We start from the raw sequence: 22249 nt of genomic DNA, 5'->3' as shown, positions 1-22249 counted from the left end.
CGACGCGGAATACTGGATGCCCCGCCTTCGCGGGGCATGACGAGGTGTAAAAACTTATCAGCTCAATGCTTCGTCCAGGAACGCCTTCAACTGCGCCTGATGCTTCGACATCAGACCCGTGGCGGTCGCGGCGGAAGCGGCGCGGCCGACATAACGCGGACGCCGGCTCACACCGTTCACCTGGTTCAGCACCCATTCCAGATAGGGCTCGATGAAGTGCCACGCACCCATGTTGCGCGGCTCTTCCTGGCACCAGATCACCTCGGCCTTCTTGAAGCGCGACAGCTCGGCCACCAGCGCCTTCAGTGGCACCGGATAGAGCTGCTCGACGCGCATCAGATAGATGTCGTCGATGCCGCGCTTCTCGCGTTCCTCGAAGAGGTCGTAATAGACCTTGCCGGAGCACAGCACGATGCGGCGGATTTTTTCGTCCGGAACGAGCTTGGTCGCCTCGCTCGGCTGCATCTGGGCGTCATCATAGAGGATGCGGTGGAAGGTCGTATCCTTCGCGAGCTCCTCCAGACGCGACACCGCCCGCTTGTGACGGAGCAGCGACTTCGGCGTCATTACGATCAGCGGCTTGCGGATCTCGCGATGGAGCTGGCGGCGCAGCACGTGGAAGTAGTTCGCCGGCGTGGTCGGGTAGACCACCTGCATGTTGTCTTCCGCGCACATCTGGAGATAACGCTCCAGACGCGCCGAGGAGTGCTCCGGTCCCTGGCCTTCATAGCCGTGCGGCAAGAGGCAGACGAGGCCGGACATGCGCAGCCATTTGCGCTCGCCCGAGGAGATGAACTGGTCGAACACGACCTGCGCGCCGTTGGCGAAGTCGCCGAACTGGGCTTCCCACAGCGTCAGCGTATTCGGCTCGGCGAGCGAGTAGCCGTATTCGAAGCCGAGCACGGCTTCTTCCGACAGCAGCGAGTTGATGACCTCGTAATGGCCCTGCTCGTGGCCGAGATGGTTGTACGGCGTGTAGCGGCTCTCGTCCTCCTGGTCGATCAGGACCGAGTGGCGCTGCGAGAAGGTGCCGCGCTCCGAATCCTGTCCGGACAGGCGGACATGGTGGTTCTCGTTGAGCAGCGTGCAGAACGCCAGCGCCTCGCCGGTCGCCCAGTCGATGCCAGTGCCGCCGTCGATCGCCTTGGAGCGGTTCTCGAGGAAACGCTGGATGGTGCGGTGGACGCGGAAGCCGTCCGGCACCTTGGTGATCTTGCGGCCGATGTCCTTCAGCTCGGCAACGTCGACGCCGGTGACGCCACGCCGCGCATCTTCTTCCTGATCGGCGATCTTGAAGCCGGCCCACTTGCCGTCGAGCCAGTCGGCCTTGTTGGGCTTGTAGCCCGAGCCGGCTTCGAGCTCGGCATCGAGCCGCACGCGCCAATCCGCCTTGGCCTTCTCGACTTCGCCCTCGGTCAGCACGCCTTCGCTGATCAGGCGGCGGGCATAGAGCTCGAGCGTCGAGGGATGGGCCGCGATCTTCTTGTACATCACCGGCTGGGTGAAAGCCGGCTCGTCGCCCTCGTTATGGCCATGCCTGCGGTAGCAGAACATGTCGATGACGACGGGCTTGTGGAATTTCTGCCGGAACTCGGTCGCGACCTTGGCCGCGAACACGACGGCTTCCGGATCGTCGCCGTTGACGTGGAAGATCGGCGCGTCGATCATCTTCGCCACGTCGGACGGGTAAGGCGACGAACGAGAATAACGCGGATAGGTGGTGAAGCCGATCTGGTTGTTGACGATGAAGTGCACGGAGCCGCCGGTGCGGTAGCCCTTCAGGTCCGACAGACCGAAGCATTCGGCGACCACGCCCTGGCCGGCGAACGCGGCGTCGCCATGCATCAAGAGCGGCAGCACCGAGATGCGCATGTCCGGCGGATCGCCGTGCTGGTCCTGCTTGGCGCGGACCTTGCCGAGCACGACGGGATCGACGATCTCGAGATGCGAGGGGTTGGCGGTCAGCGACAGATGGATGCGGTTGCCGTCGAATTCGCGGTCCGAGGACGCGCCGAGGTGATATTTGACGTCGCCGGAGCCTTCAACCGCATCAGGATTGGCCGAGCCGCCCTTGAACTCGTGGAACAGCGCGCGATGCGCCTTGCCCATCACCTGGGTCAGCACGTTGAGGCGGCCGCGATGCGGCATCCCGAGCACGACCTCCTTCACGCCGAGATTGCCGCCGCGCTTGATGATCTGCTCGAGCGCGGGGATCAGCGATTCGGCACCATCCAGACCGAAGCGCTTGGTGCCGGTGAACTTGGTGTCGCAGAATTTCTCGAAACCTTCGGCTTCGACCAGCTTCATCAGGATGGCGCGACGGCCTTCGCGGGTGAACGAGATTTCCTTGTCCGGCCCCTCGATCCGCTCCTGGATCCAGGCCTTTTGCGCCGCATTGGTGATGTGCATGAACTCGACGCCGAGCGTCTGGCAGTAGGTGCGCTCGCAGATCGCGGTGATCTCGCGCAAGCTGCCGTATTCGAGGCCGAGCACGTGATCGAGGAAGATCTTTCGGTCGAAATCGGCTTCGCTGAAGCCGTAGGTGCGCGGGTCGAGCTCTTCGCGGTTACGCGGGGCTTCGATGCCGAGCGGATCGAGCTTGGCGTGGAAATGACCACGCATGCGGTAGGACCGGATCAGCATCAGGGCGCGGACGGAGTCGCGCGTGGCCTGGAGCAGGTCGGCGGAGGAGAGACCGCCGCCCTTGTCGCTACCCTTGTCGCCACCCCTGGCCTGCGCCTTGGCGGCGATCTTGGCACCGACCGTCTTCTCGACTTCGGTCCAATTGCCGTCGAGCGCGGAGGTCAGATCGTCCTGCGGGGTCAGCGGCCAATTGGCGCGCTCCCAGGACGGGCCTTCGGCGTTCTTGCTGATGTCACCGGGCTGGTCGTTGAGGCTCTTGAAGAAGTCCTGCCACTCGGCGTCGACCGAGGACGGGTCCTTCTCGTAGCGGGCGTAGATTTCGTCGATGTAGGTGGCGTTGGTGCCCTGCAAAAAGGAGGAGAGGGCAAAGGCTGCGTTCGCGTCTTGGCGAGACATACTTGAGTTCCTGGCGATTTCGGTTCGCGCATAACAAACGGCGCTCGCGCTGAGCTCCCCGGCAGAGGCCCAGCGCGACAGGCACCATTTACCCTATTTGCTGCGAAACTTCGCCCGGAAAATTACGAAGGAGTGAATTAGCCCTTCAATTTTTCGGCAAGCGTATGACCCAAGCGAGCGGGAGACGGCGACACTGTAATTCCTGCCGATTTCATCGCGTCGGTCTTGGAACCGGCGTCGCCCTTGCCGCCCGAAATGATCGCGCCGGCGTGGCCCATGCGGCGGCCGGGAGGGGCGGTGACACCGGCGATGAAACCGACCATCGGCTTCTTGCGGCCGCGCTTGGCCTCGTCCTTGAGGAACTGGGCGGCGTCCTCCTCGGCGGACCCGCCGATCTCGCCGATCATGATGATCGACTCGGTCTTGGGGTCGCCAAGGAGCATTTCCAGCACGTCGATGAACTCGGTTCCCTTGACCGGGTCACCGCCGATGCCGACCGCGGTGGTCTGGCCGAGGCCTTCCTGGGTGGTCTGGAACACGGCTTCATAGGTCAGCGTGCCGGAGCGGGAGACGATGCCGACGCTGCCGGTCTTGAAGATGTTGGCGGGCATGATGCCGATCTTGCACTCGCCGGCGGTCATGACGCCCGGGCAGTTCGGCCCGATCAGGCGCGACTTGGAACCGGCCAGCGAGCGCTTCACGCGCACCATGTCGATGACAGGAATGCCCTCGGTGATGCATACGATCAGCGGGACCTCGGCGTCGATGGCTTCGCAGATCGCGTCCGCCGCGCCCGGCGGCGGCACGTAGATCACCGACGCATCGGCGCCGGTCTTCTCACGCGCCTCGCGCACGGTGTCGAACACCGGCAGGCCCAGATGCGTCGCGCCGCCTTTGCCCGGCGAGGTGCCGCCGACCATCTTGGTGCCGTAGGCAATCGCGGCCTCCGAGTGGAAGGTGCCGTTCTTGCCGGTGAAGCCCTGGCAGATGACCTTGGTGTTCTTGTCGATCAGGATGGACATTTTTACTTAGCTCCGAGCATCTTCTGCGAGTTGTTCTTCACAAGCCTTGTCGAGGAATTGGTCCGGCGACAGGTCATCATCATTTGTCTGGGCGTACATCCAACGCATCATCTTTTCGCGTCCAAACTTTCCTGACCCGACGACGACGAACCACTGTCGGTCCTCATAGACGGGGTTATAGTCGTGAAGCGCATCGAGAACGTGCGGCTTCTGACAGAGCGAGCACCAAAGTTCTTTGCGTTCGCGTCGAGATAACCGATCTTTGGTGGCCTCAAACAGCCAGTAACTCCGCTCGGTCTTGATCGCCTCAGCATGTGGCCCCCTGACGAGGAAAGTCGTTGGCTCCTCATCGCGCGACCAGTGATAGTGGTTGACGAAGAGATATTGCTGCATCTCCTCGATTGAGAACGGGCATGCTTCCGGAGGCCAATCCGTGGTCGTTGCTGCGTCCCATATCGGATATCCGGACATACCTCACCCTAGTGAACACGGCGGTAGACGCCGGTGAGCACGTCAGCCCAGCCTTCCGCGTCCGGCGAGAACTGGATCTTCAACGAATAGGAATCGTCGTCGATGATCTCGTAGACGTGGCGCGCATTGCCGCGGAGCGAGCCGCGCACCAGCGTCAGGGTCTTGCCGACCCACCCGCCGGAGGCGGGCGAGGGCGGCGTGTAGCCGAGAGAATCGTACCAGAACAATTTGTAGGTCCGGTCCTCGCGGTCGAAGGTGAAGATGCCGTGGGTGGCGAAGCTCTGCTTGCCGTCGCGCATCTGGACCGAGTCCTGGATCAGGTAGAAGCCGTTCAGATCCATGTGCGCGATGACGTGAGAGGTGGCTGTCCCGCCCTCCATCCAGCGCGACGGAAAGACCACCTCCTCACCGTTCCATTCACCGGCGAACGCGGCAAGACGCGCGTGCTCCGGCAGCGGGGATGATGCAGCGAGATGGTCCTGGGTCATGGCCTTAGCCTTCCTTGACGGCCTTCACGATCTTCTGCGCGGCGTCGTCGAGATTATCGGCGGGCACGACGTTCAGGCCGGATTCACGGATGATCTTCTTGCCCAGCTCGACATTGGTGCCTTCGAGGCGAACCACCAGCGGCACGCTGAGGCCGACTTCACGAACCGCTGCCGTGACGCCCTCGGCGATCACGTCGCACTTCATGATGCCACCGAAGATGTTGACCAGGATGCCCTTCACGTTCGGGTCCGCGGTGATGATCTTGAACGCGGCCGCGACCTTCTCCTTGCTGGCGCTGCCGCCGACGTCGAGGAAGTTCGCCGGCGCCATGCCGTAGAGCTTGATGATGTCCATCGTCGCCATCGCGAGACCGGCGCCGTTGACCATGCAGCCGATGTTGCCGTCGAGGGTGACGTAGTTGAGGTCGTGTTTCGACGCCTCGATTTCCTTGGCGTCCTCCTCGGTCTCGTCGCGCAGCGCGAGCACCTCGGGGTGACGGAACAGGGCGTTGTCGTCGAACGACACCTTGGCGTCGAGCACGCGAAGCTGGCCCTGCTTGGTCACGACCAGCGGGTTGATCTCCAGCATCGACATGTCCTTGGCGACGAAGGCCGCGTAGAGCTGCGCGGTGAGCTTCTCGGCCTGCTTGGCGAGATCGCCGGAGAGCTTCAGCGCGTCCGCGACGGTGCGGCCGTGATGGCCCATGATGCCGGTCGCGGGATCGATCGAGAAGGTGACGATCTTCTCAGGGGTGTTGTGCGCGACGTCCTCGATGTTGACGCCGCCCTCGGTCGACACCACGAAGGAGACGCGCGAGGTCTCGCGGTCGACCAGGATCGAGAGATAGAACTCCTTGTCGATGTCGGAGCCGTCCTCGATGTAGAGGCGGTTGACCTGCTTGCCGGCGGGGCCGGTCTGGATCGTCACGAGCGTGGCGCCGAGCATCTGCTTGGCGAACTCGGAGACCTCCGCGGCCGACTTGGCGATGCGCACACCGCCCTTGTCGCCGGCCGAGGCTTCCTTGAACTTGCCCTTGCCGCGGCCGCCGGCATGGATCTGGCTCTTCACCACCCAGACCGGGCCCGGGAGGGCCTTTGCCGCGGCGTCCGCATCGGCCGCCTTCAGGACCGGAACGCCCTTGGAGATCGCTACGCCGAACTCGTTCAGCAGCGCTTTGGCCTGATATTCATGGATATTCATATGGTCGCTCCCTGAACCCGCGGGCGGTGACCACATGGGCCCACCTCAGTCTTGTGGCTGGCATACCATATACCACAGGAACTGCAACTCGGATTCTTTGACATCGATCTCTGGACTGCCGACCCGGAACCCGCCAGCCTTCAACAAGTGCTGCAGCCGGGGCCCGGAAGTGAAACCGCCGAAGACCGGTTTTCGATCTTCGGCGGGGATTGTAGGCGTTTAGCGACCGAGAAGATCAGGGGCGATCTTCTTGCAGGCGTCAACCAGGCCCTGCACTGCGCCGACCGACTTGTCGAAGGCCTCGCGGTCCTTGCCGACGAGCTCGATCTCGACGACGCGCTCGACACCCTTGGAGCCGATCACGACGGGCACGCCGACATACATGTCCTTCACGCCGTATTCGCCGTTCAGGTAGGCGGCTGAGGCCAGCACGCGCTTCTTGTCACGCAGATAGCTCTCGGCCATCGCGATCGCGGAGGCCGCCGGCGCGTAGAAGGCCGAGCCGGTCTTGAGCAGATTGACGATCTCGGCGCCGCCGTTGCGGGTGCGGTCGACGATCTCGTCGAGGCGCGCCTGCGAGGTCCAGCCCATCTTGACGAGATCGGGCAGCGGGATGCCGGCGACGGTGGAGTATTTCACCAGCGGCACCATGGTGTCGCCGTGGCCGCCGAGCACGAAGGCGGTGACGTCCTCGACCGAAACGTTGAACTCGTCGGCCAGGAAGTAGCGGAAGCGCGACGAATCCAGCACGCCGGCCATGCCGACGACCTTCTTGTGCGGCAGGCCGGAGGCCTTCTGCAGCGCCCAGACCATCGCGTCGAGCGGGTTGGTGATGCAGATGACGAAAGCATCGGGGGCGTACTTCTTGATGCCGGCGCCGACCTGCTCCATGACCTTGAGGTTTATGGAGAGGAGGTCGTCGCGGCTCATGCCGGGCTTGCGCGGCACGCCGGCGGTGACGATGCAGACTTTGGCGTTGTCGAGCGCTTCGTAGGAGTTGGCGCCGGTGTAGTGCGCGTCAAAGCCGTCGACCGGCGAGGACTGCGCGATGTCGAGCGCCTTGCCCTGCGGCACGCCCTCGGCGATGTCGAACATCACCACGTCGCCCAGCTCTTTCAGGCCGATGAGATGAGCCAACGTTCCGCCGATCTGACCGGAGCCAATCAAAGCAATCTTGTCGCGCGCCATGTGAACCTGTCCTTTAGACACGTAAGGAGGGGAAAACTGAGACGGGTGGTTATCCCTTTCGCCTCCCCCGTTCAAGTCGCCGGTTGCCCAATTGTCGGGCTTGCCGCGTATTCAAGCGCATCCCTGTCATTCCGGGGCGTCGCGAACCGACGAGCCCGGAAATCCATCGGGCCTCAACACTGGTGGCGAAATGGATTCCGGGCTCGCCCGCGAAGGGCGGGCGCCCCGGAATGACCGCGCTGGCAAATAGGACTTAAGTCTCCACCAGACCCTTGGTCGAGCCGCTGGCGGTGGAATCCTTGCGGCCGTGGGGCAGCGCCAGATAGGATTCCGAGCTCATTTCGATCAGGCGTGACGACGTCCGCTTGAACTCGTTGGCCTCGTTGCCTTCGTTAGCGAGATAGAGCGACACCGGATTGGCCTCGGCCGAGGCCATCAGCTTCACGGCATTGTCATAGAGCGTGTCGATCAGCGTGATGAAACGTTTGGCGGCGTTGCGCCGGGAGATGTCCATCACTGGAATATGGTCGACCAGGATGGTGTGATAGTCGTGCGCCAGCCTGAGATAGTCGGATGCCCCGAGCGGCTTCTCGCAGAGATCGGCGAACGCGAAGCGCGCCACGCCGTGGGCCGAGCACGGCACGTGCAGGATGCGTCCCTTGATCGAAATATCGCGTGACTTGCATTTGGCGCCACCTGACATCTTCGACCAGGCGCGGTCGAGCGCGGTGTCCGCCTCGGTGTCCGCCGGCGTCAGCCACATCGGCACGCCCTGAAGTTTTTCCAGACGGAAGTCGGTGCGCGCGTCGAGCCGCAGCACGTCCATGTGGTCGGTGATCTGCTTGACGAAGGGCAGGAACAGCGAACGGTTCAGACCGCCCTTGTAGAGGTCGTCGGGTGCGACGTTGGAGGTTGCGACCACCACGGTGCCGAGTTCCAGCAGCTTTGCGAACAGGCGGCCGAGGATCATCGCGTCCGCGATGTCGGTGACGTGGAATTCGTCGAAGCAGAGCAGCCAGCTCTCCTCGAAGATGGCGTTCGCGGTCAGCGTGATGACGTCGCCGTCGGGGATCTCGCCGCGCGCGATGCCCTGGCGATAGTCGTAGATGCGCTCGTGCACATCGGCCATGAATTCGTGGAAATGCGCGCGGCGCTTGTGCTCGACGGTACTGTGCTGGAAGAACAGGTCCATCAGCATGGTCTTGCCGCGGCCAACCTCGCCATGGACGTAGAGCCCGCGCGGTGCCTCGTCCTTGTCGGCGCTGAACAGGCGGCTGAGCAGGCCCTGCTTGCGCGGCGGCTTGTAATTGGCGAGCCGCTGGTCGAGCGCCGCATAGGCCTCGGCGACCTCGGCTTGGGCAGCATCGGGCTCGATCGCGCCGGAGGCGATCTCGGCTTGATAGGCCTCGCGGAATGGGGAACTGGGGGTCGAGAGCATGGCTCTTTACCGCCAGAGACGGGGGCAAATTGCAAGCCGTGTATTGGCGCAACGGCGTATGCGCTTTTTCTACTTCCCCAGGAAATGTCCTCCACAGGCCGCCAGAACGTCACGTTGAACCATACGACCTGCGTCCTGGCTTCCTCATCTTGCCTTTGCAAAAAGGTAGAATATATCTAAGGAGGAACCTAGGAACCTTACATGGCACTGAGCATCAAGGATCCCGAGACCGAGCAATTGGCGCGGACTCTGGCGCAGCTCACCGGCGAGAACATCACGACCGCGACCAAGCGCGCCATCGAGGAGCGATTGCGCCGCCTTGGCAGCCAATCCCGCAAGACCGCTCTGTTGGAAGACATGGCGGAGATCCGGCGTCGCTGGAGCGAGATGGCCGTGGTCGATGACCGAACGCCAGAAGAGATCCTCGGCTATGACGAGCACGGATTGCCGCGCTGATGGTGATCGACACATCGGCGATCGTGGCAATCGCCCTCAACGAGCCGGACGCGTCAAGGATGGAAATCCAGATTGCGGATGACCCGGTCCGACTGATCTCGGCAGCAACCGTGCTCGAAGCAGCGATGGTGCTTGAAACGCGGATGGGTGACGCGGGCGGGCGTGAGTTCGACCTTTGGCTGCTCAAGATCGGCGCCGAGATCGTTGCCGTCGACGCCGAACAAACCGATGCGGCACGACGCGCTTGGCGACGCTACGGAAAGGGACGTCACATCGCTGCGCTGAACTACGGCGACTGCTTTTCCTACGCGCTGGCGGTGACCCGCAGCGAGCCGCTGCTGTTCAAGGGCGGGGATTTTGCGAAGACTGATATCAGCCGGCCCGGCATGGCGCCGCTGCGATAGCGACGCGACAAGCCGGAGCGCTATGAAGCCTCACTGACACAGCTCGTAGGCGTCCTCGACCACATAAGGGCCGCCGCCGGTGGAGGCGCGGGACGAGAACAGCACGAAGCGTTCGGCCATGAACGCCTTGCTCGGAAAGTAGCCGCGCAGCGAGAGATAGTCGGCGACATCTCGGTCGGTGGCGTCGTGCAGACGGGCCAGCGTGACATGCGGGATGAACTTGCGGCCTTCAGGGTCGAGGCCGATCCGCTGCATCATGCGCTCGAGCTCGGCCTGCAATTCCATCAGCGGCTTGCTCGGCACGATGGTTGCGACCACCGCGCGCGGCTTGCGTCCGCCGAAACTCTGCAAGCCCTGCACCTTCACCTCGAACGGCTTGCGGTCGACGCGAAACAGCATCGAGGCGATTTCGTTGGCGGACATGCCATCGATATTGCCGATGAAACGCAGGGTGACGTGGTAATTTTCGGGATCGATCCAGCGGGCGCCGGGAAGGCCGCCCCGCAAATTGGAAAGCGACTGGCCAATCTCGGCCGGAATTTCCAGACCAGTGAACAAACGCGGCATCGTTTCGCACTCCCGATGCTTGGGCATGATCCTTGGGAAAGATCATATCCAAATTTTAGAGCCGGTGACGAATCACCGGTACCCTGATTCCTATCGCAGTTGTGTGACTCTGCGAAGCACGCTGCGGGCCACCCCGGTAAAACCCTGGGAATTACGGTCGGCGCTGCCTGCTTTTCAATGCGGTTGCTCGCTTATGTTGCGCAGAAATGCCTCCACGGTGGGCATGATGTTGCCGACGATGATGTCGACGCCGGGCGCGGTCGGATGAATGCCGTCGGCCTGGTTGAGCTTGGCGTCCGCTGCAACACCGTCGAGAAAAAACGAATAGAGCGGCACGTCGAATTTTTTCGCCAGATCCGGATAAATCGAATTGAAGCGCGCGGCATAATCCGCGCCGTAATTCGGCGGCGCCAGCATGCCGCACAGCATCACCGCGATCTTGCGCGCCTTGAGGCGCTGGACGATGTCGGTCAGCGCGGCGCGGGTCAGATCGGGATCGACGCCGCGCAGCGCGTCGTTGGCGCCAAGCTCGATGATGACGCCATCGGTTCCGTCAGGGACCGACCAGTCGAGCCGGTCACGACCGCCGGATGAGGTGTCGCCGGACACCCCGGCGTTGGTCATATCGACGACTATGCCTTTGGCCTGCAAGGCTTTTTGAAGTTTTGTGGGAAATGCTTCCTGGGCTGCGAGACCGAGGCCGGCGCTCAGGGAATCGCCCAGAACGACAAGCTTGACCGGTTTTGCCGCTCCCGCCCAGGCCGGATTTGCGACCGTCATCAAAGCGAACATCAACACGGCTATGTGCATGAACAATCCGTAACGCCTCTCGACCGCGCGTACGGAGTTGCCATATGACCGGACCATGGACACTCGCATCTATTCCTCTTCGCTCGCCGACAGTTCGGCGGACACCATCGCCATCTCCAACGTCAATCTGTCATTGGGTACGGGCGCGGCACGCGTTCACATTCTCAAGGATATCAGCTTGCGCGTCGGCCGTAGCGAGACGGTCGGCCTGATCGGCCCGTCAGGCTCGGGCAAATCCACGCTGCTGATGGTGATGGCGGGGCTGGAGCGTCCTGATAGCGGAGAGGTGGTGGTCAGCGGCACGCCTTTCAATGCCCTCGACGAGGACGCGCTGGCCCGCTTCCGCGGCCGCCAGGTCGGCATCGTCTTCCAGTCCTTCCATTTGATCCCGACGATGACGGCGCTGGAGAACGTCGCCGTGCCGCTCGAACTCGCGGGCAATCCGGACGCCGCAAAGCGCGCGGCGCAGGAGCTGCAATCGGTGGGGCTCGGCGACCGTCTGCATCATTATCCGACGCAGCTCTCCGGCGGCGAGCAGCAGCGCGTCGCGCTCGCGCGCGCGCTGGCGCCCGATCCCGCGATCCTCGTTGCCGACGAGCCGACCGGCAATCTCGACGAAGCCACCGGCAAGCAGATCGTCGATCTCCTGTTCAGCAAGCATGCCGAGCGCGGCATGACGCTGGTGCTGGTCACGCACGATTCCTCGCTCGCGCATCGCTGCGATCGCGTGATCCGCCTGCGCTCCGGGCGCATCGACACGCAGTCGGCGCCGGTATGAGCACTGCTGCCGAACCGTTCGCGAAGCCCAACGGCGTCGCGCTGTCGCTGCGCTACGCGTTGCGCGAATTGCGCGGCGGCCTGCGCGGCTTCTACGTCTTCATTGCCTGCATCGCGCTCGGCGTGATGGCGATCGCCGGTGTCGGCTCGGTCTCGGCCAGCCTGAGCGACGGCCTCGCCCGCGAGGGCCGTACGCTGCTCGGCGGCGACGTGTCGTTCGTCTTGTTTCAGCGCGAGGCGAAGCCGGAGGAAATCGCCTTCCTGCGTTCGCGCGGCACCGTCTCGAGCGCCGCCACACTGCGCGGCATGGCGCGGTCGGCGGAGGGCAAGCTGGCGCTGGTCGAAATGAAGGCGGTCGACGACGCCTATCCGATGCTCGGCCAATTGACGCTCGCGCCACCACTGCCGATGTCCGATCTGCTCGCGGAGCGCGACGGCGCGTTCGGCGCCGCCGCCGATCCGACGTTGCTGGCGCGGCTCTCGCTGAAGACCGGCGATCGCGTCACCATCGGGTCAGCGACGTTCCAGATCCGCAGCGCCGTCGAAGCCGAGCCCGACAAGCTCGCCGGCGGCATCGGCTTCGGCCCGCGCTTCCTGATCAGCGAGGCGGGCCTGCGCGCCACCGGCCTGATCCAGCCCGGCAGCCTGGTGCGCTGGGTCTACCGGGTGAAATTGCCCGATACCGCCAACAGCGAGCGCGCCACCGAAGCCTTCATCACGGACGCGCGCAACGCCGCGCCGCAGGCCGGCTGGGAGGTCCGCAGCCGCTCCAATGCCTCGCCGCAGCTCGAGCGCAACATCAATCGCTTCACGCAGTTTTTGACGCTGGTCGGCCTCGCCGCGCTGCTGGTGGGCGGCGTCGGCGTCGCCAATGCCGTCAAGGCCCATATCGACCACAAGCTCGAGGTGATCGCGGCCTTCAAGGCCGTCGGCGCCACGGGGCGCGACGTGTTCGGCATCTATCTCGCGCAGGTTCTCCTGCTCGCAGCGATCGGCTCGGTGATCGGCCTTGCGCTCGGTGCCGCCATGCCCTTCACCATCGTCGGCCTGTTCGGCAAGCTGCTGCCGCTGCCGGTGGTGGCGGCGGTGCACGTCGACGAGCTCGCACTGTCGTTCGTCTACGGGCTTCTCACCGCGCTTGCCTTCGGCCTGTGGCCGCTCGGGCGGGTGCACGACGTGCCGGTGGCCGCGCTGTTCCGCGACACCATCAGCTCCGAATGGCACCGGCCACGCTGGAGCTACCTCGTTTTCATGGCCGTCGTGATCACGCTGCTCATCGCGGTCGTGATCGGGCTGTCCTTCGACAAGCGCATCGCCGCGGTGTTCGTGGCCTCCTCCGTCGTCGTATTCGCCCTGCTGCGCGGCATTGCCGCCCTGCTGATGACGATCGCACGGCGGCTGCCGCGCACGCGGTTGCCGATGCTGCGACTCGCGATTGCCAACATCCACCGGCCGGGCGCGCTGACGCCCTCGGTCGTGCTGTCGCTCGGGCTCGGACTCGCGGTGCTCGTCACCATTACCCAGATCGACGGCAATCTGCGCCGGCAGTTCCTGGCGGCATTGCCCGAGCACGCGCCATCGTTCTTCTTCATCGATATTCCGAGCACGCAGGCCGAGCAGTTCGACTCCTATCTGCGTCAGATCGCCCCTGGCGCGAAGGTCGAGGACGTGCCGATGCTGCGCGGGCGCATCGTCGGAGCCCGTGGCCTCCGCGCCGAGGAGCTCAAGCCCAGCACCGATTCCGAGTGGGTGCTGCAGAGCGACCGTGGCCTGACCTATACCGCCGATCTGCCGAAAGGCTCCAAGGTGGTCGAGGGCGAGTGGTGGAGCGCCGATTATTCCGGCCCGCCGCTGGTTTCGATGGAGAAGAAGATCGCGGACGGGCTCGGCCTCAAGCTCGGTGACGAGGTCGTCGTCAATATCCTCGGCCGCGACATCCCGGCGAAGATCAGCAATTTGCGCACCATCGACTGGCAGGGCCTCGGCATCAATTTCGTCCTGATGTTCTCGCCGAACGCGTTCAAGGGCGCGCCGCATACCCACATCGCGACGCTGACGGAAGCGGGCGGCGATGCGGCGGGTGACGGCCAGATCATCAAGCAGGTCGCCGACGCCTATCCGATGGTCACGAGCGTGCGCGTGCGCGAGGTGATGGAGACGGTCGGTTCGGTCGTGACCAACCTTGCGTTGGCGATCCGCGGCGCCAGCGCCGTGACCCTGATCTCGGCGATCCTGGTGCTCGGCGGGGCACTCGCCGCCGGCCATCGCCACCGGGTCTACGATGCGGTGATCCTCAAGACCCTGGGCGCGACCCGGCTACGGCTGCTCGGCGCCTATGCGCTCGAATACCTCCTGATCGGGCTGGCCACGGCGGTGTTCGGCGTTTTCGCCGGCAGCATCGCGGCCTGGATGATCGTGACGCGGCTGATGACGCTGAGCTTCGTCTGGCAGGCCGGCAGCGCGGCCGGCGTGGTCGCGGCCGCCCTGGTCGTCACGGTCGGCCTCGGGCTCGCCGGCACGCTCCTGGCGTTGAACAAAAAGCCCGCCACGGTGTTGCGGAATTTGTGACAAATGGTAGCGGGTCGCCGCGCGGTAGCGGAATCGCACGATTCCTGCGATTAACCACGTCCGCTCGTCAGGATTGTGGCTGAGGGCGACATTCGGCCGCGCGTGGACCGTTGCAGCGGATGTGTTAGTTTCCCACATATCGAATGGGTTCGGAGCCCGGATTGTGAGCCAAATTTAATGTCGGCACACACCGGTATCCGAGATAGAATTTGACGAACCGGCGGCATGGCGACCCTCATGCCGGACCGGGCCAACCAACGGGAATTCGACCATGTCGGACCTAGACCGTAACTACGCTTCTCCTTTCGGCAGGGCCGCCGGGCGTGTTGACGCCGCGACGGTCGATGCCGGCCTGCGCGCCTACATGCTGCGCATCTACAACTATATGAGCGTTGGCCTCGCCATCACCGGCCTGGCCGCGCTCGGCGTCTACATGGCGTCAGTAGCCGACCCTTCTGCCGCCGACGCGATTCGGATAGGTACCGGCGCGAAGGCGATCTATCTGACGCCGTTCGGCAGTGCGATGTACCTTGGCCCGCTGAAGTGGCTCTTCATGTTTGCGCCGCTCGCGATGGTGTTCGTGATCTCGGCAGGCATCAATCGCCTCGCTCCTTCGACCGCCCAGATCCTGTTCTGGGTGTTCGCGGCACTGATGGGCATCTCGCTGTCCTCGATCTTCCTGGTGTTCACGCACACCTCGATCGTGCGGGTGTTCTTCATCACCGCGGCGACCTTCGGCGCGCTCAGCCTCTATGGCTACACCACCAAGCGTGACCTGACCGGAATGGGCTCGTTCCTGTTCATGGGCCTGATCGGCATCATCATCGCGAGCCTGGTGAACCTGTTCCTGGCAAGCTCGGTGCTGCAGTTCGTCGTGTCGGTGGTCGGCGTGCTGGTGTTCGCGGGCCTTACCGCCTGGGACACCCAGCGGCTGAAGAACGACTACATCTACGGCTACGCCTCGGCCGGCGGTGACGTCGCGGAGCGTGCGGCCATCACCGGTGCGCTGTCGCTGTACTTGAACTTCATCAACCTGTTCACGCTGCTGCTGCAGCTCCTCGGCCAGCGCGACTAAGCGTTAGCCTGAGAGAGCGGACACGAACCCCGGCCGAGAGGCCGGGGTTTTTCGTTTGGGGCTGGACGTCGCAGCACCCGCCGCTGTCGTCGCCCGCCTTGTGCGCACTTGCGCACTGGGGCGGGCGATCCGGTACGCCGCAGCGGCTCCGTTCTAGCCGCGCTGTCTCGGAGTACTGGATGCCCCGCCTACGCGGGGCATGACAGCGAGAAGATGGAGGCTGCTGCTCTCGCAAAGACGACGCCGAGAAGCCGTTGTCTCTTCCCAGCCGTCCCCGGAAGGCTCTAATCTCGCTTCCATGTCCGCACCTGAAATCAGACCCGCCCTCGAGGCCGATCTTCCCGCCATCACCGCCATCTACCAGCAGGCTGTCCGCGAGGGCACCGCGACGTTCGAGCTGGAGCCGCCGGACCTAGCTGAAATGACGCGCCGCTACCGCGCGCTGGTCGACGGGGGCTATCCCTATTTCGTCGCCATCCTCGACGGCCGTGTGGCCGGCTATGCCTATGCCGGCGCCTACCGGCCGCGGCCGGCCTATCGCTTCACGGTCGAGAACTCGATCTATCTCGACCCGTCCTTCCACCGCCGCGGCGTCGGGCTTCTGCTGTTGGAGCGTCTGGTCGCCGAATGCGAGGCGCGCGGCTTTCGCCAGATGATCGCGGTGATCGGCGATTCCGCCAATGCCGGCTCGATCGGCGTGCACACCAAGGGCGGGTTCAGGATGATCGGCACGCATCCCAGCGTCGGGCTGAAATTCGGCCGCTGGCTGGACACGGTGATGATGCAGCGCGACCTCGGCGAGGGCGCGAGCACGGTGCCGGGGAAGTAAGGCCTGTAGCCCGGGTGAGCGAAGCGATACCCGGGAACGCTGCAGGCAAAGACCCGGATGTCGCTACGCTTATCCGGGCTACTGGATCGCGGCTACACCACTGCCAGCTTGCGGTCGATCACCAGCAGCACGCGCTCGAGTTCGTGGCCGCGGCGCAGGATCAGACCCGTCGCCGAGATCACGCTGTACATGCCCTGCTTGCGCGCGAGGCGCGGATCTTTCTCGATGCGATAGATCGGCACTTCCGAGGCGCGGCGATAGACCGAGAACACGGCGCGGTCTTTCAGGAAGTCGATGGCATAGTCGCGCCACTCGCCGTCGGCGACCATACGGCCGTACAGATTGAGAATACGGTGCAGCTCGAGCCGGTTGAACGTGACCCGGCTCAGTTGCGCATTCGCAGCGGCAGGACGCACCGCCGCGCGCTGTTCGCTGGGATCGGCATCCTCCGACAGACTCATGGAGCGCCTCCTGTCGCATCAGCATGACCGCGCCCGCGAAGACCGTCCCCGGAACCGCGGATCATGACAGCTGCATGATTGCGCCAACTGTTCCCCACCGCAAGGGGCCGTTGAAAGGATGCATGGAATCCGGTGCGCGTCCGGACACACGCAGCGGTGGAACTCTGTCGCGGCAAACCGTCACGGGATCGTTAGCAGGAATCATAGTGTCGCCGCTTTTCCGCCAAGCGACTGCCGCCCTGCGCTGCGAAAAGACCTGTGTGCGTTGACCCGGTCCTTTCGGTTCCGGATTCCTCAGCCCCCAGCCCCCCGGGGTCGTCAGGATCGGGTCTGTTCGCACGACAAGGAGGGCCAACGCAAGTTGGTCCTTTTTTGTTTGTGTTTTGTTTGTGCCGGGATGTTTCTGGCTCGACGAATAGCTCACCAGACATCCGCGCCAGAACCCCTCTCCTCATCCTGAGGAGCCGCGGCGTCTCGAAGGATCGAGGCCCGAGCTGGATCAGCAGGGCCTGCATGGTTCGAGACGCGCGCAAAGGCGCGCTCCTCACCATGAGGAGTGAGAGATGGTACGACGCTAGTGAGAGAATCGAATCAGTGCAGCGACGTATACGCGGCGCCCAGCATCGGGCCCGGTTTCTCGCGGCTGCCGTCCTGGACATAGACCACCGCGCCGTCGACGCCGTCACGTGTGAGGTTCTCGAGCGGCACCGTCCAGCTTTCCGGACGGCCGGTCCAGTCGCCGACCTTGAGCAGGTTGCGCACCACGTTGTGATAGATCACCTGCTGTCCGCGATTTTCGCCGCGGCTGATCGCGATCGGCACCGATTTCGCAATCGAGCAGATCCAGACCTCGCCGTGCGAGACTGCCGGCTCCTTGCTTGCGGCCACCGAGACGTTGATCTGCTTGCCCGCGAGCGACATCGTCACCGGCACGCTCATCGCGCCCGTACCATTGTCGGTCCTGCCGATCGCGCTTTCGATGCCGGTGCGGTCGCTGCCGACGACATGCGTGGAGCCGTTGACCACGACCTGCGGCGTGTAGACCTCGCGGTCGCCACGCATGCGCGAATAGGCACGCTGCCGTGCAGAGAAGCGCGAATCGGCCAAGGTGTCCTTCCAGCCGAGATAATCCCAATAATCGATCGGCATGCTCAGCGCGATGATCGAGGGATCGCTGGAGAGGTCGCCGATGATCTTGTCGGCCGGCGGGCAGGAGGAGCAGCCCTGCGAGGTAAACAATTCGACAACGGCGCGGGGATCAGCCTCGGCAGGACGAATGACGGCGACGATCGCGCAGATACCAAGTGCTCCCGACCAGAGGGCACCGGACCACCTTGAGATCACGTGGCGCGAAACCAGATGAGAAGCCGTCATTGTTGTCATGTCGAACGTCGCACACCATTGCTCGTGAGAAGGGAATTCTTACCGCCGGATGATCACCGTAGTCTTACGGACGTCGCATATTCGATCGTCAAGTAACCTCCAAGGCGAGGTTCTCTGCCGGACGGGCCCATCTGAAGCCTGCCGCAAACGCGCGAAGGCGGCCTTTTGATAGGCCGCCTTCGTTCAACCTCCTACTCACTTCGCAGTGAGCCACCGTTCACAAATTCGCGCTTACGCCGCGAGCTTGCGCAGCACGTAGTGCAGGATGCCGCCGTTGCGGTAGTATTCGAGCTCGTCCAGCGTATCGATGCGGCAAAGCAGCGAAACCCGCTGCAGCGAACCGTCGCCGGAGACGATCTCCGCAGTCAGCTTCTGGCGCGGCTTCAGGTCGCCGACGAGGCCTCGCAGCGTGACCTTCTCGTCGCCCTTCAGGCCGAGCGACGACCAGGAGGTGCCGTCCTCGAAGGTCAGCGGCAGCACGCCCATGCCGACCAGATTGGAGCGGTGGATGCGCTCGAAGCTCTGGCAGATCACGGCGCGCACGCCGAGCAGACGTGTGCCCTTCGCGGCCCAGTCGCGCGAGGAGCCGTTGCCGTATTCGGCGCCGGCGAACACCACCAGCGGCACCTGCTCCTGCTGGTACTTCATCGCGGCGTCGTAGATCGACATCTGCTCGCCGTCGGGCCAGTGCTTGGTGAGGCCGCCTTCCGGAATGTTGCCGTCGGCGCCCTTCAGCATGAAGTTCTTGATGCGGATGTTGGCGAAGGTGCCGCGCATCATGACTTCATGGTTGCCGCGCCGCGTGCCGTACTGGTTGAAGTCGGCGGGACGCACCTGATGCTCGCTGAGGTATTTCCCGGCGGGCGAGGTGAGCTTGATCGAGCCGGCCGGCGAGATGTGGTCGGTGGTGATCTTGTCGCCGAACATGGCGAGGATGCGGGCCTCGACGATGTCGGTGACGGGCTCCGGCTCCTTCTTCATGCCTTCGAAATAGGGCGGGTTCTGCACGTAGGTCGAGCTCATGTTCCAGCGATAGGTTTCGCTCTCGACCGTCTTGATCTTGCGCCAGTTGGTGTCGCCCTTGAACACGTCGGCATACTTCTTCTTGAAGATCGCCGCGGTCACGAACTTCTTCATGAAGGCGTTGATCTCCTTCGTCGTCGGCCAGATGTCCTTCAGGTAGACCGGCTTGCCGTCCTTGCCTTCACCGAGCGGCTCGACCGCGAGGTTCTTGGTGACGGACCCTGCGAGCGCGTGGGCGACGACGAGCGGCGGCGAGGCCAGATAATTCGCCTGCACGTCCGGCGAGACGCGGCCTTCGAAGTTGCGGTTACCGGAGAGCACGGCTGCCGCGACGATGCCGTTGTCGTTGATCGACTTCGAGATCTCCTCGGGCAGCGGGCCGGAATTGCCGATGCAGGTGGTGCAGCCGAAGCCGATCAAATTGAAGCCGACCTTGTCGAGATCGGCCTGGAGACCGGAATCGGCGAGATAGGCCGCCACCACCTGGCTGCCCGGGGCGAGCGAGGTCTTCACCCACGGCTTGGCCTTGAGGCCCTTCGCGGCGGCGTTACGCGCCAGAAGACCGGCGCCGATCAGCACGCTCGGGTTCGAGGTGTTGGTGCAGGAGGTGATGGCGGCGATCACGACGTCGCCATGGCCGAGATCGAAGGTCTTGCCGCCGACGGCAAAGCGCTTCGTCGGCTCATCCGCCTTCTTGTATTCGCTGGCGAGGGCGACCGAAAAGCCTTCGGCGACCGACGGCAGCGCAATGCGGCCCTCGGGACGCTTCGGGCCGGCCATCGAGGGCACGACGTCGCCGAGGTCGAGCGTCAGCGTCTCCGTGAACACCGGATCGGCCGACTTGGCGGTGCGGAACAGCCCTTGCGCCTTGGCATAGGCCTGCACCAGCGCGACGCGCGCCGGGGCGCGGCCGGAGGTCTTGAGATAATCGAGCGCGGCGGCATCGACCGGGAAGAAGCCGCAGGTCGCGCCGTATTCGGGCGCCATGTTGGCGATGGTCGCCTTGTCGGCGACCGAGAGATGGTCGAGGCCGGGGCCGAAGAACTCGACGAACTTGCCGACGACGCCGAGCTTGCGCAGCATCTGCGTCACGGTCAGCACGAGGTCGGTCGCGGTGACGCCTTCCTTCATCGCGCCCTTCAGCTTGAAGCCGACGACGTTGGGCAGCAGCATCGACAGCGGTTGGCCGAGCATGCAGGCTTCCGCCTCGATGCCGCCGACGCCCCAGCCGAGCACGGCGAGACCGTTGACCATGGTGGTGTGGGAGTCGGTGCCGACCAGCGAGTCGGGATAGGCGACCTCGAAGGTGCCGGTCTTCTTGCCGACCGTCATCTTCTCCTTCTTGGTCCACACCGTCTGGGAGAGATATTCGAGATTGACCTGGTGGCAGATGCCGGTGCCGGGCGGCACGACGGAGAAGTTCGTGAACGCCTTCTGGCCCCACTTCAGGAACTCGTAGCGCTCCTGGTTCTGCTTGTATTCCTCGGTGACGTTCTTGCCGAAGGCCTTGTTGTCGCCGAAGAAGTTCACGATCACCGAGTGGTCGATGACGAGATCAACCGGCACCAGCGGATTGATCTTCTCGGCATCGCCGCCGAGCTTCTGCATCGCGTTGCGCATCGCGGCGAGATCGACCACGGCGGGCACGCCGGTGAAGTCCTGCATCAGCACGCGGGCCGGACGGAATGCGATCTCATGCTCCAGCGATTTCTTGCGCAGCCACTTCGACACCGCGACGATGTCCTCCTTCTTGACCGAGCGGCCGTCCTCGTTGCGGAGCAGGTTCTCGAGCAAAACCTTCATCGAATAGGGAAGTTTCGAAATTCCCTTCAGACCATTCTTCTCGGCCGTGGGCAGGCTGTAATAGACATAGGTCTTGGCGCCGACCTTGAGGGTCTTTTTGCATTTGAAGCTGTCGAGCGAGGTCATGTAGGAAAATCCCAATTGTTAGTTATACCCGGCAAGGGGTATTTTAACACCGTCAGCGATTCCGGCTGAGTCGCTTGCAGGGGCAGGTTGAGTTGCTGCATCAAGTAGTTCCGGGCTTATAGAAGCTTTCTAACCGCGCCGCCACAGCCACAATCGAGCCGCAGCAATTCGCGAGCCAAAAATTCCCATGCGCTACCCAAAGATTTCCTGAGGCCTGGCTTTGAGCGGATTGGACCATGGCAAGATGCAGCTTTCCGGACGCGGGGTCATTTGCGTGCGGGGCGGGCGCGAAGTGTTTTCCGGGCTCGATTTCGAGGCCGGCGCCGGCGAAGCCGTGGCGGTCGTGGGCCGCAACGGATCGGGCAAGACGTCGCTGCTGCGGCTAATCGCGGGCCTGCTCATTCCGGCGGGCGGCACGATCGCGCTGGACGGCGGCGATGCCGAGCTGACCCTGCCGGAGCAATGTCACTATCTCGGCCATCGCGACGCCCTGAAGCCGGCGCTGAGCGTGGCGGAAAATCTGACATTCTGGGCCGATTTTCTCGGCGGCGAGCGTTTTGACGCTGCCAAAAGCCTCGCCACTGTCGGCCTCGACCACGCCGCCCATCTGCCCGCCGCCTTCCTGTCCGCCGGCCAGCGCCGCCGGCTCTCGCTGGCCCGCCTGCTGACGGTCCGCCGTCCGGTCTGGCTGCTCGACGAGCCGACCACAGCGCTGGATGTCGCCGGCCAGGATATGTTCGGCGGCCTGATGCGCCAGCACCTCGACCGCGGCGGCCTGATCATCGCCGCCACCCACGCCCCGCTCGGCATCGATTCGCGGGAGCTTCGGATCGGGGGGATGGCGTGAAGCGACACGACCCTCAGCTTTCCAAGCGCCTGGGCGGCGCTCTCACACCCTGGACGCGGTCGTCGCCGCGGGCTCCCTCGCCTCTCCCGCTTGCGAGAGCTTTGCACAAAGGCGAATCAGGGATTCATTAGGGCCTAGGCTCGGAGGGGCTCGGGATGGCATATCGACAGGTTGGGCAACCGGGTTTCGCGGACGCGCTGGTGTCGCGGCGAGGGAAAGGGAGCCCGGTGCTGAGGCGGATTTGCGAGCTGGTCGACTGGGCGGCTGTAGAGC

At 64.0% G+C, this 22249-nt stretch carries 19 protein-coding genes; 7 read left to right on the top strand and 12 right to left on the bottom strand.

The window, feature by feature from the left end; all coding sequences use genetic code 11:
* Nucleotides 1-57: 57 nt before the first annotated feature.
* From QCM77_RS28145 to zapE, 7 genes are all read right to left on the bottom strand, one after another.
* A complete protein-coding gene (locus tag QCM77_RS28145) occupies nt 58-3039 on the bottom strand; it encodes a 2-oxoglutarate dehydrogenase E1 component (protein WP_279667565.1) in 2982 nt (993 codons plus the stop codon).
* A gap of 137 nt (nt 3040-3176) precedes the next feature.
* Nucleotides 3177-4061 (bottom strand): succinate--CoA ligase subunit alpha, encoded by an 885-nt coding sequence (gene sucD / locus QCM77_RS28140; RefSeq protein ID WP_279685770.1) that lies wholly within the window; start codon nt 4059-4061, stop codon nt 3177-3179.
* Between the two features lie 6 nt (nt 4062-4067).
* Entirely contained in the window at nt 4068-4532 is a 465-nt protein-coding gene (locus QCM77_RS28135) for a hypothetical protein (protein ID WP_279667563.1), read from the bottom strand.
* Between the two features lie 8 nt (nt 4533-4540).
* Nucleotides 4541-5020 (bottom strand): DUF1579 domain-containing protein, encoded by a 480-nt coding sequence (locus QCM77_RS28130; protein WP_279667562.1) that lies wholly within the window; start codon nt 5018-5020, stop codon nt 4541-4543.
* Between the two features lie 4 nt (nt 5021-5024).
* Nucleotides 5025-6221, bottom strand: a complete 1197-nt coding sequence (gene sucC, locus QCM77_RS28125; RefSeq protein ID WP_279667561.1) for an ADP-forming succinate--CoA ligase subunit beta — start codon at nt 6219-6221, stop codon at nt 5025-5027.
* 219 nt (nt 6222-6440) lie between these two features.
* Nucleotides 6441-7409 (bottom strand): malate dehydrogenase, encoded by a 969-nt coding sequence (mdh, locus tag QCM77_RS28120; protein WP_007598869.1) that lies wholly within the window; start codon nt 7407-7409, stop codon nt 6441-6443.
* Nucleotides 7410-7662: 253 nt separating this feature from the next.
* Nucleotides 7663-8847 (bottom strand): cell division protein ZapE, encoded by a 1185-nt coding sequence (gene zapE, locus QCM77_RS28115; protein WP_279685769.1) that lies wholly within the window; start codon nt 8845-8847, stop codon nt 7663-7665.
* A 201-nt stretch (nt 8848-9048) separates the two neighbouring features.
* Here zapE and QCM77_RS28110 point away from each other — a divergent pair, with 201 nt between their 5' ends.
* The gene (locus tag QCM77_RS28110; protein ID WP_279685768.1) at nt 9049-9303 is read left to right on the top strand and encodes a type II toxin-antitoxin system VapB family antitoxin; all 255 of its coding nucleotides are present in this window, start codon (nt 9049-9051) and stop codon (nt 9301-9303) included.
* On the top strand, nt 9303-9707 hold the full coding sequence (locus tag QCM77_RS28105) for a type II toxin-antitoxin system VapC family toxin (protein WP_279685767.1): 405 nt from the start codon (nt 9303-9305) through the stop codon (nt 9705-9707). Before QCM77_RS28110 ends, QCM77_RS28105 begins: the two co-directional genes overlap by 1 nt.
* A gap of 30 nt (nt 9708-9737) precedes the next feature.
* Here QCM77_RS28105 and thpR read toward each other — a convergent pair whose 3' ends face one another.
* Together thpR and QCM77_RS28095 are read right to left on the bottom strand one after the other, a co-directional pair.
* A complete protein-coding gene (thpR, locus tag QCM77_RS28100; RefSeq protein ID WP_279685766.1) occupies nt 9738-10274 on the bottom strand; it encodes an RNA 2',3'-cyclic phosphodiesterase in 537 nt (178 codons plus the stop codon).
* A 174-nt stretch (nt 10275-10448) separates the two neighbouring features.
* Nucleotides 10449-11084, bottom strand: coding sequence for an arylesterase (locus QCM77_RS28095; protein ID WP_279685765.1), 636 nt, complete (start codon nt 11082-11084; stop codon nt 10449-10451).
* A 55-nt stretch (nt 11085-11139) separates the two neighbouring features.
* Here QCM77_RS28095 and QCM77_RS28090 point away from each other — a divergent pair, with 55 nt between their 5' ends.
* From QCM77_RS28090 to QCM77_RS28075, 4 genes are all read left to right on the top strand, one after another.
* Nucleotides 11140-11862 (top strand): ABC transporter ATP-binding protein, encoded by a 723-nt coding sequence (locus QCM77_RS28090; RefSeq protein ID WP_279685764.1) that lies wholly within the window; start codon nt 11140-11142, stop codon nt 11860-11862.
* Nucleotides 11859-14429 carry an ABC transporter permease gene (locus QCM77_RS28085; protein WP_279685763.1) on the top strand — a complete coding sequence of 857 codons (2571 nt, stop codon included), beginning with the start codon at nt 11859-11861 and terminating at the stop codon, nt 14427-14429. The genes QCM77_RS28090 and QCM77_RS28085 overlap by 4 nt, the downstream gene beginning before the upstream one ends.
* Before the next feature lie 271 nt (nt 14430-14700).
* Entirely contained in the window at nt 14701-15504 is an 804-nt protein-coding gene (locus QCM77_RS28080) for a Bax inhibitor-1/YccA family protein (protein WP_279667553.1), read from the top strand.
* 298 nt (nt 15505-15802) lie between these two features.
* Nucleotides 15803-16333: a GNAT family N-acetyltransferase gene (locus QCM77_RS28075; protein ID WP_279685762.1), complete on the top strand. Its 531-nt coding sequence runs from the start codon at nt 15803-15805 to the stop codon at nt 16331-16333.
* A gap of 92 nt (nt 16334-16425) precedes the next feature.
* On the opposite strand, the gene QCM77_RS28070 is transcribed toward QCM77_RS28075, so the two are convergent.
* From QCM77_RS28070 to acnA, 3 genes are all read right to left on the bottom strand, one after another.
* Entirely contained in the window at nt 16426-16794 is a 369-nt protein-coding gene (locus tag QCM77_RS28070; protein WP_279667551.1) for a DUF2794 domain-containing protein, read from the bottom strand.
* A 591-nt stretch (nt 16795-17385) separates the two neighbouring features.
* Nucleotides 17386-18177, bottom strand: coding sequence for a DUF1223 domain-containing protein (locus QCM77_RS28065; protein ID WP_279667550.1), 792 nt, complete (start codon nt 18175-18177; stop codon nt 17386-17388).
* Between the two features lie 231 nt (nt 18178-18408).
* Entirely contained in the window at nt 18409-21129 is a 2721-nt protein-coding gene (gene acnA / locus QCM77_RS28060; RefSeq protein ID WP_279685761.1) for an aconitate hydratase AcnA, read from the bottom strand.
* 244 nt (nt 21130-21373) lie between these two features.
* Here acnA and ccmA point away from each other — a divergent pair, with 244 nt between their 5' ends.
* Nucleotides 21374-21976 (top strand): heme ABC exporter ATP-binding protein CcmA, encoded by a 603-nt coding sequence (gene ccmA, locus QCM77_RS28055; RefSeq protein ID WP_279685808.1) that lies wholly within the window; start codon nt 21374-21376, stop codon nt 21974-21976.
* Nucleotides 21977-22249 lie beyond the last annotated feature (273 nt).

Origin of the sequence: Bradyrhizobium nivariense, assembly GCF_029846695.2 — a bacterium.
In the GTDB taxonomy this organism is placed as follows: Bacteria; Pseudomonadota; Alphaproteobacteria; order Rhizobiales; family Xanthobacteraceae; genus Bradyrhizobium.
This window is presented reverse-complemented; position numbering and strand designations above follow the sequence as displayed.